The sequence below is a fragment of the Denitrificimonas caeni DSM 24390 genome, assembly GCF_000421765.1.
Taxonomy (GTDB): Bacteria; Pseudomonadota; Gammaproteobacteria; order Pseudomonadales; family Pseudomonadaceae; genus Denitrificimonas; species Denitrificimonas caeni.
Map to the genome: position 1 here is coordinate 1 of NZ_ATXQ01000016.1, position 13,675 is coordinate 13,675.

The 13,675-nt window shown below is 46.8% G+C and carries 13 protein-coding genes; 7 read left to right on the forward strand and 6 right to left on the reverse strand.

All coding sequences use genetic code 11. The annotated features are described in order from the left end of the window. Together H591_RS15550 and H591_RS15555 are read left to right on the forward strand one after the other, a co-directional pair. The coding region (locus H591_RS15550; protein ID WP_022967328.1) for an IS110 family transposase at positions 1–318 on the forward strand (318 nt) is incomplete at its 5' end. A 437-nt stretch (positions 319–755) separates the two neighbouring features. Beyond that, a complete protein-coding gene (locus H591_RS15555; RefSeq protein WP_022967622.1) occupies positions 756–2,873 on the forward strand; it encodes a BCCT family transporter in 2,118 nt (705 codons plus the stop codon). A gap of 65 nt (positions 2,874–2,938) precedes the next feature. On the opposite strand, the gene H591_RS0114170 is transcribed toward H591_RS15555, so the two are convergent. Further along, positions 2,939–3,226, reverse strand: a complete 288-nt coding sequence (locus H591_RS0114170) for a DUF2782 domain-containing protein (protein WP_022967623.1) — start codon at positions 3,224–3,226, stop codon at positions 2,939–2,941. A 368-nt stretch (positions 3,227–3,594) separates the two neighbouring features. On the opposite strand from H591_RS0114170, the gene H591_RS0114175 reads away from it, so the two are divergent. Further along, positions 3,595–4,071, forward strand: a complete 477-nt coding sequence (locus H591_RS0114175) for a flavodoxin family protein (protein ID WP_022967624.1) — start codon at positions 3,595–3,597, stop codon at positions 4,069–4,071. Positions 4,072–4,232: 161 nt separating this feature from the next. Here the strand turns inward: H591_RS0114175 and H591_RS0114180 are convergent, their stop codons facing one another. The 4 genes from H591_RS0114180 to H591_RS0114200 all read right to left on the reverse strand — a co-directional run bounded on the left by H591_RS0114180 (position 4,233) and on the right by H591_RS0114200 (position 8,729). Next, complete coding sequence (locus tag H591_RS0114180) at positions 4,233–4,673, reverse strand: DUF411 domain-containing protein (protein ID WP_022967625.1); 441 nt, start codon at positions 4,671–4,673, stop codon at positions 4,233–4,235. A gap of 385 nt (positions 4,674–5,058) precedes the next feature. Then, positions 5,059–5,475 carry a Cu(I)-responsive transcriptional regulator gene (cueR, locus tag H591_RS0114190; RefSeq protein WP_022967627.1) on the reverse strand — a complete coding sequence of 139 codons (417 nt, stop codon included), beginning with the start codon at positions 5,473–5,475 and terminating at the stop codon, positions 5,059–5,061. Next, positions 5,472–7,937, reverse strand: coding sequence for a heavy metal translocating P-type ATPase (locus tag H591_RS0114195; RefSeq protein WP_022967628.1), 2,466 nt, complete (start codon positions 7,935–7,937; stop codon positions 5,472–5,474). Before H591_RS0114195 ends, cueR begins: the two co-directional genes overlap by 4 nt. Positions 7,938–8,027: 90 nt before the next feature. Beyond that, positions 8,028–8,729, reverse strand: coding sequence for a class I SAM-dependent methyltransferase (locus tag H591_RS0114200; protein WP_408605549.1), 702 nt, complete (start codon positions 8,727–8,729; stop codon positions 8,028–8,030). Between the two features lie 197 nt (positions 8,730–8,926). Here H591_RS0114200 and H591_RS15560 point away from each other — a divergent pair, with 197 nt between their 5' ends. The 3 genes from H591_RS15560 to H591_RS0114215 all read left to right on the forward strand — a co-directional run bounded on the left by H591_RS15560 (position 8,927) and on the right by H591_RS0114215 (position 12,718). Next, entirely contained in the window at positions 8,927–9,472 is a 546-nt protein-coding gene (locus H591_RS15560; RefSeq protein ID WP_022967630.1) for a hypothetical protein, read from the forward strand. Positions 9,473–9,965: 493 nt separating this feature from the next. Then, complete coding sequence (locus tag H591_RS0114210; protein WP_022967631.1) at positions 9,966–10,313, forward strand: nucleotide pyrophosphohydrolase; 348 nt, start codon at positions 9,966–9,968, stop codon at positions 10,311–10,313. Between the two features lie 20 nt (positions 10,314–10,333). Then, on the forward strand, positions 10,334–12,718 hold the full coding sequence (locus H591_RS0114215; protein WP_022967632.1) for a DNA/RNA helicase domain-containing protein: 2,385 nt from the start codon (positions 10,334–10,336) through the stop codon (positions 12,716–12,718). Between the two features lie 433 nt (positions 12,719–13,151). On the opposite strand, the gene H591_RS0114220 is transcribed toward H591_RS0114215, so the two are convergent. Further along, a complete protein-coding gene (locus H591_RS0114220; protein ID WP_022967633.1) occupies positions 13,152–13,343 on the reverse strand; it encodes a hypothetical protein in 192 nt (63 codons plus the stop codon). Positions 13,344–13,419: 76 nt separating this feature from the next. On the opposite strand from H591_RS0114220, the gene H591_RS0114225 reads away from it, so the two are divergent. Next, the coding region (locus tag H591_RS0114225; protein ID WP_022967634.1) for a transposase at positions 13,420–13,675 on the forward strand (256 nt) is incomplete at its 3' end.

Here is a 13,675-nt window from a genome sequence, read left to right on the forward strand (position 1 = left end):
CAGGTCAGCCGCTTTGCTGGCCTTGATGTGCGCTTAACGCAATCAGGAACAAGCATTAACAAACCTGGTCGCTTAAGCAAAGCAGGTAACTCTTATTTGCGCACAGCGCTGTTTATGCCAGCTTTGTCTGCAGCGACTCACGACGCTAATGTGCGCGCTTTTTATCAGTCGCTGATTCAACGTGGCAAGAAAAAGATGCAAGCACTGTGCGCAGTGATGCGTAAAATGCTGACAGGAATCTGGGCGTGCTTAAAATTAAACACGCCCTTTGATTCATCAAAATTATTCAGCGAAGAGCATAAAAAAGCTTGTGCTTAAACAGAGTATCTACATTTGGTTGCCGAACTGCATTTGCTGCCTAACTGCATTTTGCTGCCGACCTACATTTTGCTGCCTAACTGCATATGCTTGGAGTCGCCCATGGATAGCCGACCTGGGGTTTGTATGAATTGTCTGGATTACGGTGGGATGGTTGGTCTGTAGGTCGGCCATTTATGGGCAGGCAAATCTGCCCATTTTGAAGCCATTTATTTCCTACAAAATAGTCATTTTTCGCAGTTTTTTGCCGCCTTTGATTGAAAATTAAGGTCATTTTTTATTGCAGCGAGGATTTCCCTGTGACAGGGTTAGGGACTTTGGAAGTGCGGGATCAGTAATTCAGGCAGTGCAATCTTGTCTGAATTGAATGCTGAACGCGTGTTTCACACAGACTGACATTGACGCCAAGCTGAAGCAAAAGTGCAGGAGTACTTGCTATGACCTCAGAAAAAACGACAACAGATAAGTCGTCCAAAGTTTCCACCATCCTTCTCCCCGTATTTGTCCCCGCGGTCCTAGTGATCGCCCTTATGGTGATTGGCACCATGAGCAACCCTGAAAGAGCAGGGCTTCTGTTTGCCGACATCTTGGCCTATATCACCACCACTTTTGGCTGGTTTTATATGCTGGTTGTGGCGATTTTCTTAGTGTTTATTGTTTCCGTAGCTTTTAGCAGTTGGGGAAATATCAAACTCGGACCTGATCATGCGCAACCGGAATACAGTTTTCTGTCGTGGTTCGCCATGCTGTTTTCTGCCGGTTACGGTATTGCTTTGCTATTTTTTGGTGTGGCTGAGCCGGTTTTACACTATGCCTCGCCGCCTACAGGCGCTGCCTTGACCGTAGATGCAGCCAAGCAAGCGATGCAGATTGCTTTTTTTCACTGGGGTTTTCACATTTGGGCGATTTACGGTCTAGTCGGTTTGTCGATGGCGTACTTTGCTTTCCGCCATGGCTTACCTCTGTCGATGCGCTCCACCTTGTACCCACTGATTGGCGATAAAATTTACGGCCCGATGGGGCATGCCGTCGATACCTTTGCGATTCTCGGCACCATGTTTGGTATTGCCACTTCGCTCGGCTTATCGGTGGCGCAAATTAACGCGGGCTTAAACTATCTATGGCCCTCGATACCTGTGAATACCACAGTGCAAATTATTGCCATTGTGGCGATTACTTGCTTGGCCACCTTATCGGTGGTGGCGGGGATGGATAAAGGCGTTAAGCGCTTATCCATACTGAATATCGGTTTAGCTGTTTCGCTGATGGTGTTTGTTTTTGCGGTGGGTCCAACGGTGTTTATTTTAAATACCTTTATGGAAAACACTGGCAGCTATTTGAGCAATATTGTTGAGCGCACCTTTAGCCTACAGGCCTATACCTCCAGCGACTGGATTGGTAACTGGACGCTGTTTATCTTCGGCTGGACCATCGCTTGGGCACCGTTTGTAGGCTTGTTTATCGCCAAAATCAGCCGTGGCCGTACCATTCGCCAGTTTGTTGTGGGCGTGATGCTGGTGCCGACCATCTTTACCTTCTTATGGTTCTCAGTGTTTGGCGATACCGCTTTGCATTTGATTATGGTGGATGGTTACACCGCGCTGATTGATCAGGTGCAAAACGATCATGCCGTAGCGCTATTTAAGTTGTTTGAGCTGTTGCCTTTCACTTCGATCGTATCCTTCTTGACGATCTTTTTGATTATCACCTTCTTTGTCACCTCATCTGACTCAGGTTCCATCGTGATCGATTCACTGGCGTCAGGCGGCGTGGCTAACACACCGGTTTGGCAGCGAGTGTTTTGGGCGTCGATGCAAGGCGTGGTAGCTGCTGCTTTGTTGTTAGCCGGTGGTTTGGGCGCACTACAAACAGCCAGTATTGTCAGCGCCTTACCATTTGCCGTGATTATGCTGATTGCCATGGTGGGGATGTGGCGTGCGCTGATTATTGAAGGCCACCAAGAGATGAGTCTGACCCAGAATATGCAGTCGACTCCGGGTGGTTATAAGTCGGGTCCGGGTTTCTGGAAAAAACGTTTAGCCAACTTGGTTGATTTCCCACATTGTGAAGATGTGGAGAAGTTTATTCGTACCACGGGTATTGCCGGTATGAAAAAGGTTGAGCAGGAGTTGGAAGCCAGAGGCTGGGTTGCGGAAGTCACCTTTGACGAGAAAAACTTACGCGCGCAGTTTCAGGTCTTTCAGGAAGGTAAGTTGGAGTTCATTTATGAAATCCGTTTGCGCGCTTATGCGATGCCAGACTTCTCTTTCCCTGAAACCACCGGTAATAAAGACGATGCACAGTATTACCGTGCAGAAGTGTTCTTGCGCCGTGGTGGTCAAGCTTATGATGTGTATGGCTACGATGAGCAAGACATCATTACCGATATTCTTGATCAGTTTGAAAAGTACCTGCACTTCTTACATATCTCACCGGGGATTCTGCCGTGGAATATGGCCGAGCATGATGATGACCTAGTTGGTCATGGTGAAATCGGCGATGAAGACGCGCCTGCACCGGCGCCTGCTGCCGAGATATTAGGCAAGCCGCAATAGGCTAGCTGATTAATAATAAAAAGGGCGGCGCTGATAAACAGGCCGCCCTTTTTATTAACTGATATTTACCAGCTAAAAATTTCCCATGAAGGGATGCGCAGTTCTGGTTTATCTGCACGGATAAAGTTGCCATCGCTGCCGTCCGCGCGCACTAAGAAGTACGGCTTACCTTTTTTAGGGGTGACTTTTACCGCGTACAAAAAGCCGTTTACACGGTATTCTTCAACGGTCTTGTCGCCCTTTTGTACGATGGTTACGTCAGGCTCGCCGCCGACAGACTCTTCGGCAAAGCCAAGCAGAGGGCAAGCAAACAAAACACCGGCCAGTGTGAAGCGCTGTAAAGTAGTACGCATAGTCTTTATCCCTTATCGACGGAGTGAGCGTTGTGATAACTCTAGTCTAGCAAGAGTCGAATGCTTCGTGTTGATCATAATGCTCGATGGTAAAGTGTCCTTTTATAGAGGCCGTTGATGGTTATAGCGTATTTGCGAAAAACATTCGGGCGAGCCGCCCGCGCTCCCAGCCGCGCAACTTCATCAGAACCCTGCGCTTAACTTAGCTCTATAGCGTCGTTCAATGTGCAATAGAGCGAGCTAATAAGAACTACCCAGCCAATTACGGTATAGTAAAATCTCAATTGATCTGCTGTGTCGAAGTAGGAAATGCCTAAGTTCTGGGAGCGCGGGCGGCTCGCCCGCAATGGGTGCTGGAGGAAAGGGAAATGACTGATTTGCCACGTAAACAACTCTTTATTATTGCTCATGCGCCGTCGGATAATTTACAGCGCATGCTGGATTCTATCCTGCGCGGTGCTCGTCATGCTGATATCGAGAATGTTGATGTGCACAGCATAAATCCGCTGCAGGCGGGACCTGAGCAGGTGCTGCAAGCCGACGCAATTATTCTAATGACGCCAGAAAACCTCGGCTATATGAGTGGGGCAATGAAGGACTTCTTTGATAGAACCTACTACCCCGTTTTAGAAGAAAAACAAGGTTTAGCCTGCGCTCTAGTCGTGCGTGCTGGCTTTGATGGTACAGGTACGTTGCGTGCGCTCAATACCATTCTCACCGGTTTACGCTGGCAGCAAGTGCAAGAGCCGCTGCTGTGTAAGGGCTCTTGGGATGAGGCGTTTTTAGCCCAATGCGAAGAGCTGGGGATTTCGATTGCTGCAGGGTTGGATGCAGGCATTTTTTAGTTTATTACAGTGTTTTGTCGCCCATAAATGGACGAGCTACAGTTGCATTGTGATGATTTTGTCGGCCTAAAGACCGACTTACAGAGTCTTGATCTGTCGGACTAAAGCCGCGACCTACAGACTAAGCACCTGTAGGTCGCGGCTTTAGCCCGACATGTTGCTTACAACGTAATATAAATGCCAGTTGGCTTACCCTGAGCATCCAATTCCAGCACTTGCAAGCTGCCTTTTTTCTCGGGACCCATGCCCGGTGAGTTCATTGGCATACCGGGTAGAGCTAGGCCTTTGATCTTGGGCTGCTCGGTGAGCATCTTGTTGATTGCTGCGACAGGCACATGACCTTCCACCACATAGCCTTCGATTTCTACGGTGTGGCAGCTGGCGGCTTGTGCGGTGCCTAAGCGTTGTTTGACTGGCGTCATATTGGCGTGATCGATCATTTTCACGTTAAAGCCGTTGTCTTCTAAATAGTTTGCATACTCAACGCAGCAACCGCAATTAGGGTCTTTGTGCAAGGTGGCATTGATGGGCGCGGCCAGTGCTTGGCTGGCGAATAAGCTGAATGCGCCGACTGAGATTAGGCGAGTGAATAATGTTTGCATGGTCGTACTCCGAAATTAAAAAATATTGAATTAATTAACTCAAAGCCATCTTGGGTGGCTTAGTCAGCGGAGAGACGTGTCTGGAGTTGAAAAAATACGGCAGCAAACTGTGTTGTGCTGTGCTTGGATTTGTCAGTATCAGTGGCTGGCTGCTGCACAAAGCATACAAACAGCAGTGATGGACCGTTCCTGCGCAATCAACATCACAGCTCACCGAAGCCTGGCTGCTGGGTGCGTGCTGACTGTGCATATCTGTCTGCATCGTGCTGAACGCTGGAGTCGGTGAGTGATGCGCAAAAGCTGGTTGCAACGCGGTCAAGACTAAACACAGCGCTAAAAGCACCACGCAGAGTCTTGGATAAATCCGTGTTGACCACACTTGCATTTAGATTTTACCCGCCAATATTGTGCTATCAGTTTTCGCCAAACCATCAAGAATGGAGCAAGCCGGTTGGCCATCACCGTGGCATTGGCTAACCAATTCCGCGAGCTGCTGGCGCATGCTTTGCAAATGCATAATATCTTGATCCAGTTCGACCATATATTGCTGCGCTAAGGCTTTCACATCAGCACTTTGTCGGTCAGTATTCTGCCATAAATCCAGCAGAGTTTTAATCCGCTCTAAAGAAAAACCTAAATCACGCGCACGTTTAATAAAGCTCAACTGTTGCACGCAATTGTCATTGTAAAGACGGTAACCGGCACTGGTGCGTGGTGCTGGCGCTAACAAGCCAGTTTCTTCGTAGTAACGAATCATTTTCCGGCTGATGCCTGAAGCAGTTGAGGCTTCGCCAATATTCATAACGCCTCCAGCGGTGCTTTAAAACCGCGCAAGCGTAGCGCATTGGTAACCACAAACACGCTGGATAGCGCCATCGCACCGGCAGCTAAAACCGGCGACAGCAACGTACCATTGAACGGGTAAAGAATCCCCGCAGCCACTGGAATCAAGGCGATATTGTAAGCAAAGGCCCAGAACAGGTTTTGGCTGATATTGCGCAAGGTGGCTTTAGATAAAGCCAGCGCGTTGATCACGCCGGTTAAATGGCCAGACATCAACACCACATCAGCCGCGTCCATGGCGATATCGGTACCGGTACCAATGGCAATCCCGACATCGGCGGCGGCCAGCGCTGGCGCATCATTAATGCCATCGCCGACATACGCCACTTGGCCGTATTGTTGTTGCAATGCTTTGACGGCCTCAACTTTCGCTTCGGGCAGCACTTGCGCGACCACATGATCAATGCCTAACTGCTTGGCAATGGCATTGGCGGTATGTTGGTTATCGCCGGTGATCATCGCCACTTGTAAGCCTTGCTGATGCAGATGATCAATCGCTGCTTTACTGCTCGATTTGATCGGGTCACTGACCGCCATCATCACTGCCAAGCGACCAGCAATCGCCGCATACATCGGTGACTTACCTTGCTCACCGAGTTGTTGCGCTTGGGCAGAAAATTGATCAGTACTGATATCTAAACTGTGCATAAAGCGGTCAGCGCCGATCTGTACCAACTGACCATCGACCAGCGCCTGCACGCCCATGCCAGTGATCGATTGGAACTCAGTAATACTTGGAATGCTTAAGCCGCGTTGCTCGGCATCTTGCACAATGGCTTGGGCAATAGGGTGTTCGGATTGCTGCTCAACGGCGGCAACCAGTGTCAGCACGGCATTATCTTGTTGGCCAGCGGTGACAGTAAAATCAGTCAGTTGTGGTTTGCCTTCGGTCAAAGTACCGGTTTTATCAACGGCGATGACTTTGACATCTTTAAGGTTTTGCAGCGCTTGGCCTTGGCGAAACAGGATGCCGAGCTGCGCGGCGCGACCGGTACCGACCATAATTGAAGTGGGAGTCGCCAAACCCATCGCGCACGGGCAAGCGATAATTAACACCGCTACGGCATTGACTAGCGCCAAGCTGATGGCAGGTGCTGGCGCGAAAATCATCCACATAATAAAGGTCAGCAAGGCGGCAACCATCACCGCGGGGACAAACCATAAAGTAATGCGATCAACCAAGCCTTGAATCGGTAGCTTACTGCCTTGAGCTTGTTCAACCAGACGAATAATGTGCGCCAATACGGTATTGGCACCGACTTGCTCAACTTTCACCTGCAAACTGCCGGTTTGGTTAACCGTACCGCCAATCACTTTCGCGTCGGCCTCTTTTGCTACCGGAATAGGCTCGCCAGTCAGCATGGATTCATCGACAAAACTATTACCCGAAACCACCACTCCATCCAAGGCGATGCGTTCACCGGGGCGAATCTCTAAGATTTCACCGGTGCGAATTTCTGCCACGGGTTTGTCTTGGCTTTTACCGTTAATCAGCACCCGCGCTTGATTGGGCTGCAGATTGATTAAGCGTTTAATTGCATCAGCGGCACTGCCTTTAGCGCGCGCTTCCAGATAACGGCCGAGTAAAATCAGCGCGATAATCACCGCAGAGGCTTCAAAGTACACATTCACCGTTTGCGCAGGCAGGATTTGCGGCACAAAAGTTGCGATCATTGAGTAAGTAAAGGCTGATAAAGTACCCAGCGCCACCAGCGAGTTCATGTCTGGCGCGAGACGACGCAGGCCATGCCAACCCATTTTCAAGATGTCACGACCGGGACCAAACAGTACCAGCGCGGCCAAAATTGCCTGTGCGTACCACAGGTGTTGCGTCTCAAAAGTACGTTGTAAAAAGGCATGAAATGGCGGAATAAAATGCGCGCCCATTTCTAAGATAAATAAGGGCGTGGCAAACAAGAAAGCGTATTTCAATTGTCTCTTCAGCTGCGACTGTTCGGCGGCTTGGCGGCTATTGAGATCATCGGCTTTACGCTGATTGTCCACCAGTAGCTTGGCCGGATAATTGTGCTCGGTGAGCCATTGGCTGATCAGTTCTGGATCTTCGCCAGCCAACAACTGCACATGCGCTTGTTTAGTGGCGAGATTGACTTGATAGCTGATCACAATTGGACTTTGTGCCAGCGCTTTTTCAATCCGCCCCACACATGAGCCGCAGTTCATGCCCGTGACCGCATAATCAAAACCATGCAAAGGCACTTGATAGCCGCTGTCTTCAACCGCTTCGATTAAATCTTTTAAAGCGACCGGCTGTTTGAGATGGACAATGGCTTCGTTAGTGACCAGATTGATCACCGCCTGCTCAACACCGGGCACTTTCAGCAAGCCACGCTCAACACGCCCAGCACAGGACGCACAGGTCATGCCGCGTACAGGAATTTGAAGAGTCTGTAAGGTCGTCATGTCATCACCTGCGCTATTAGAGTCAGCTTGTACGATAAAGCTTACCACAGGGTGAAGGTCAAGGATTGTTGTCGCCCATGAATGGACGACTTACGCGTGGGGCGACCTACTGTGATACAAGCTCACTTGGCGAAACTCTTCGGGTTCGGCAAGATCGGGGAGAGTTTCGCCGTAGAGGGTTTGGTTTTTGCTAAACAACGGATGCTGAAAATTGCGCTGTCTTGAATCGGCAATGATGATCTGTTGGGCGAAATCTGGAAAACGATTGAGCAATGGCAGGTTGGCTGCATCGTAGAGCACATCCGCAGCAAACAGCACATCATAGGGTTCTGATTCGCTAAATAAATCCTCGCTGTAACACAACTCCAGTTGATTCAGCTCTGCATTGGCACGACAGGCTTGTAGGGCGATGGGGTCTAAATCACAGGCAACAGCGCTTTTGGCTCCAGCTTGTTTTGCCGCTAAAGCCACAATACCGCTGCCTGCACCGACATCAATCACCCGCTTGCCAGCTACCTGCTCAGGATGCTGCAAAATCCATTGCGCTAAGGCTAAACCACTGGCCCAACAGAAACACCAGTACGGCGGCTCATCGAGTAGGCGCTGGGTTTCTTCCGGGCTAAAGGGGCGCTGCATGGTGCTAGGATCAATCAGCCACAGCTTTAGGGGTAAATCCGGCAGTAGACTGACGATTAACTGCGCATCAGCGACACGAGCTTGTAGGGCGCTGTTGAGTTGATCAATTAGGCTTGGATGCACCGGATTTTCCATGGCTAGCGAGGGTGCAGGCATTTTAGCGTTAAACATCATTTTTGCCAGTGGCGTGCGAAGATATAACCTGTTTAGATAACCTACCAGGCTGAACTAATCAGCTGTTTCACACCTAATCTTAGAGTGGAGATAACCGTGCAAGACTCTGCTGTAAGCGAGTCAAACTCGTCAAAAATAAGCGATAGTTCGGGTTATGCTTGATCGCTCAAGGAGAGATTATGTTGAGTAATACATCGTTAAAGTTTTCCGCGCTGGCATTGGGCTTAATGTTGATGGTCGGTTGTCAGAGTCTAAGCACTGCGCCGTCGTCAGAGTCTAGTAATGCGAAAAAACCTGCTGAAACCACTGTGACCACGCCGTCCGAACGCGCGCAAACCAGCTCTGAGCAACAGGCTGAAGATGCGATGATTACCGTGCATTTAGCTCAATTGCAGAATGGTCCTGAGTTGTTAACTGTGGATTTAGGCGACGATAAGAAGCTCTACGCTTTACCGTTACCAGTCCTCAATCGTGGCGATATGGAAGGCGTTGAGGCTTTCGCGACTAAAGACGGTAAAACTTTTATTGTCTTCGATATGACAGAGCAAGGCCGCACCAAGCTGGCTGAACTAACGGCTAAAGCCAAAGGTCATTTCTTTTTGTTTGGCGCTCAAGGACAGATGATTGGTATTTCGCAAATTAACGAGCCAATGGCTGATGGCAAGCTCGTAATGCCAACCCAAGATAAAGAGCACACTGTGCAGGTAATGGAGTTGTTGCGTTAAGCTGTTTTTGTCATCTAATAAAAACCCCAGCACTTCAGAATAGCTGGGGTTTGTTATGGTCCAAGTTTAATGAGTGATAGCGTTACTCCACCGTCACAGGTTTTGCTAGAGTTTTTTGTTGATCAATGTCAGTAGCTATCGTTATTCTGTGCCTCTATTCAAGACTGAAAATTCAGAACCCTAGCGTAAAAAGATGATCAGCCTTTATGGCCTTTAGTTAAGCATTATAGGATAGCTGGCAGAGAGTTTTAAGTTCTCAATTTGATTTTTAACGGTTGGGGAAAGTGTAGGTGCGATCACATTTTTCTTTTATTTGAGGTGTTTAGGGTTTTGCGCGACTTTTTTATAACTGATTTAATAGTTATCGCAGTGAAAAATACTGATACTTTGAAGATTTAAATATATAAGCTGCATTGGTGATTAAAGGTTCTTTTGAAATTATTAAAAGCTAGGTTAGAACGCTATTAAAATTAACTCTTACAGGCAGGTTTTTATGCAAGATTTAGAATCAGCACGTCAGCGTTTACGTGATTTTGCTGATGCTCGTGATTGGGATCAGTTTCATTCCCCTAAAAATCTTTCGATGGCTTTGAGTGTCGAGGCCAGTGAGCTTGTAGAGTGTTTTCAATGGCTAACAGAAGATCAATCACATGCTCTGAATGAAGATCAACTGGCTGCGGTTACAGATGAAATTGCCGATGTTCAATTATATTTAATTCGTTTAGCCGATAAAGTGGGTGTGGATATTGCTGCTGCAATCGAGCAGAAGTTAAAGAAAAATGAAGAAAAATATCCTGCCGCAACAGTTAGAGGCAGCTCAAAGAAATACAATGAATATTAGTTAAGCTAAGGGCATATTTAATGATTGTTTACTCAGCAACAAAAAGGGAATTTATTGAGGATGTACGATCAAATAAAATTGCAGAAATAATCGAAAATGAAGTACTGCGTAAGCTGAACCGAAACTCTCCCCGCAACGAAAAAATCTCTTGGGAAAACTCTCTGCAATACATGTCCCAAGTTCTTTGGGATGATGCGATTCCTTCCTCAGCTGGCGTAGCCATTGAGTACAATCTGCCGATGACCAATCGCAGAGTCGATTTTATCCTTACCGGCAAGGATCACCAGCGTAACGATACCGCCGTAATAGTAGAACTAAAACAATGGCAAGAGGTAAAGAAAACCGATAAAGACGCCATTGTGAAAACACGTTTTCAGCATGGCGAGGTGGAGACAAATCACCCTTCTTACCAAGCTTGGTCTTATTCAGCGACGATTGAAAATTATAACGAGACTGTTCGGTTAGAATCTATACGCCTGCAACCTTGTGCCTATCTTCATAATATGAAGTCAGACAAAGTTATTAATGATCCTTTCTATGCCAGCCATACAGAAAAAGCGCCTGTGTTTATTTCACAAGATGCCTTAAAGCTTTCAGAGTTTCTTAAGCAGTATGTGAAATATGGTGATAGTGACAACATTATGTACCGCATTGAGCATGGTGTAATTAAGCCATCTAAAAACCTAGCAGATGCTTTGGTTTCGATGCTCGACGGAAATACAGAGTTCTTGCTATTGGATGAGCAGAAGCTGGTTTATGAAACGGCAATCCACCTTGCTTATAAAGCACAGACTGAAAAGAAACAGACACTGATCGTCAAAGGTGGCCCTGGTACAGGAAAGTCAGTGGTAGCCATCAATTTATTAGCTGAGCTGACCAAGCGTGAAATGCTTGTGCAGTATGTTTCTAAAAACGCAGCGCCTCGAGAAGTCTTTAAAAAGAAGCTAACTGGATCTAGAAAGAAAACTCATATTGATCAAATGTTTAAAGGCTCAGGGGCGTATACAGAGGTCATCGCCGATCAATTTGGAGCATTATTGATTGATGAAGCACATAGGCTCAATGAAAAGTCAGGTTTGTACGCTAACTTAGGTGAAAACCAGATCAAGGAGCTGATATATGGTTCGCGCTTTAATATCTTTTTTATCGATGAAGCCCAGCGTGTAACGCTGAAAGATATCGGCACCATTGATTCAATTAGGCGCTGGGCGCAAGAACTTGGTTCTAGTGTGACTGAGCTCGAGCTTGCTTCACAATTTCGTTGTAATGGCTCGGATGGATACTTGGCTTGGGTGGATCATAGTCTGCAAATACGAGATACCGCGAACCCAACCCTTGATGATATAGATTATGAAGTTAAAGTTTTTGAAGACCCTAATGCTCTTCGTGCAGCCATAGTAGAGAAAAATCGCCTATCCAACAAAGCGCGTATGGTTGCTGGGTATTGCTGGGACTGGGCAAGCCAAAAGGACAAATCAGCTTTCGACATCACTATTCCTGAGTATGGTTTTAAGGCGCAGTGGAACTTAAAAGACGACGGTAGTTTATGGCTGATAGCAGATCATTCAGTTGAGCAGGTAGGCTGCATTCATACTTGTCAGGGTTTAGAGCTAGATTATATTGGTGTGATTATTGGAGATGACTTTGTCATTCGTAATGGCATAGCAATTACTGATGCGGGTAAGCGATCATCAAATGACAGATCCATTCGTGGTTATAAGAAAATGCTTAAAGAATCCCCTGAAGAAGCACGTCAAATAACCAGTGAGATTATTAAAAACACTTATAGAACGTTGATGACGAGAGGTCAAAAAGGCTGTTATATCTATTGTACTGACCCTGAAACCAGTGACTACTTTATGGCCATGACCCAGTGTTATGACGAGTCAGATCAAACAGTCGTTTCCCCTTATAAGGGGTTGAACTTATCTGTAGTGTCTTTTAAAGAAGCACTGCCCTATCAAACTCATGTGCCTATTTATACGGTGTATGCGGCAGCGGGTAATTTTAGTGAAACCCAAACCCCAGAAGAGACTCAGTGGGTTGAGCTGCCTGAGTATATCAATGCAAGCCAAGGCATGTTTGTTATGCGAGTAATGGGTGAGTCTATGAATCGTCGTATAGCGAATGGTTCTTGGTGTTTATTTAAGGCCGCGCCAGGCGGAACTCGTAATGGTAAAACAGTTTTAGTTCAGCATCGGGATATCGATGATCCAGATCACGGTGGCAGCTATACAGTAAAGGTGTATCAAAGTGAAAAAAACATCGATAACGATGAGTGGGTTAATGCAAGGATACAGTTAAAGCCTGATACCAATGCATTTGGTTACGCACCTATTGTGCTTGAAAATAATGGCGAGGATTTAATCGTGCTGGGTGAGTTTTTAGGTGTCATTGCTGGGTGATATATTTTTTTAGAAAACATCACTGAACTCGCATCTAAAAAGATTCACACAAAAAATGCCAGTGTTTGAAACGTTGGTTGTACTGAAGCCCTCAAACTAACAACTTTTTTGCAGCGCAATACTGCTGTGGGATGACAAAATAGATCTAAATTAAAACAGCTAAAAACTCTTACTTTAAACAAAATCCAAGTAAAAATAACAAAATAGTTTTAAAGTAACTGTAGCTGTATAAAGTATCTCGGGATTCATAAGTTACAAAATAGTTCTAAATTTTAAGCTTGCCTTGAGTATGGTATTTCTGCCATTGACAATAATCGAGCTGTTTAAGCAGATACGGCACATTAAAGATGGTGATAACATCGATCACTGACTGTATTAGATTATCCGCTTATAAACAGTACCTAATTAAATCGCCCGCCTGGGTTTGTGCGATTTAATAGGAGTGGTTGCTGTTACGCTTACCCTTAAAACGCAATAAACGTAAAGCATTCAGCGTAACCAGCGCGGTTGCGCCGGTATCGGCCAACACTGCGAACCATAGGCCGGTGATACCTAGCACCGTGGTAATGAGGAACACACCTTTCAGACCCAGCGCGAAAATCACGTTCTGATGGATGTTGGCCATGGTTGTGTAATCCCCCCTCAAAACCACAGAGGCTATTTGTAGAAAATTCCATTAATATAAACTCAAGGAGTTTTCTATGCGCAAATCAAAATTCACTGAGAGCCAGATTATGGCAATTCTCAAACAAAATGAGGCTGGAGTTCCAGTCCCTGAACTATGCCGTGAGCATGGTATTAGCTCAGCTTCGTTCTACAAGTGGCGCTCAAAATATGGCGGCATGGACACTTCGCTCATGAAGCGCATGAAAGAGCTTGAAGAAGAGAACCGTCGGCTCAAAAAAATGTATGCGGAAGAGCGCCTCAAAGCTGAGATTCGATTGGAAGCTCTTGAGG

What these genes read in the sequence shown, in the direction of transcription:
- H591_RS0114200 (WP_408605549.1), bottom strand. Translation starts at nt 8,729, where the DNA reads ATGCCTGCACCCTCGCTAGCCATGGAAAATCCGGTGCATCCAAGCCTA.
- H591_RS0114180 (WP_022967625.1), bottom strand. Translation starts at nt 4,673, where the DNA reads ATGCAAACATTATTCACTCGCCTAATCTCAGTCGGCGCATTCAGCTTA.
- H591_RS0114175 (WP_022967624.1), top strand. Translation starts at nt 3,595, where the DNA reads ATGACTGATTTGCCACGTAAACAACTCTTTATTATTGCTCATGCGCCG.
- H591_RS0114170 (WP_022967623.1), bottom strand. Translation starts at nt 3,226, where the DNA reads ATGCGTACTACTTTACAGCGCTTCACACTGGCCGGTGTTTTGTTTGCT.
- H591_RS0114215 (WP_022967632.1), top strand. Translation starts at nt 10,334, where the DNA reads ATGATTGTTTACTCAGCAACAAAAAGGGAATTTATTGAGGATGTACGA.
- H591_RS0114195 (WP_022967628.1), bottom strand. Translation starts at nt 7,937, where the DNA reads ATGACGACCTTACAGACTCTTCAAATTCCTGTACGCGGCATGACCTGT.
- cueR (WP_022967627.1), bottom strand. Translation starts at nt 5,475, where the DNA reads ATGAATATTGGCGAAGCCTCAACTGCTTCAGGCATCAGCCGGAAAATG.
- H591_RS0114220 (WP_022967633.1), bottom strand. Translation starts at nt 13,343, where the DNA reads ATGGCCAACATCCATCAGAACGTGATTTTCGCGCTGGGTCTGAAAGGT.
- H591_RS0114210 (WP_022967631.1), top strand. Translation starts at nt 9,966, where the DNA reads ATGCAAGATTTAGAATCAGCACGTCAGCGTTTACGTGATTTTGCTGAT.
- H591_RS15555 (WP_022967622.1), top strand. Translation starts at nt 756, where the DNA reads ATGACCTCAGAAAAAACGACAACAGATAAGTCGTCCAAAGTTTCCACC.
- H591_RS15560 (WP_022967630.1), top strand. Translation starts at nt 8,927, where the DNA reads ATGTTGAGTAATACATCGTTAAAGTTTTCCGCGCTGGCATTGGGCTTA.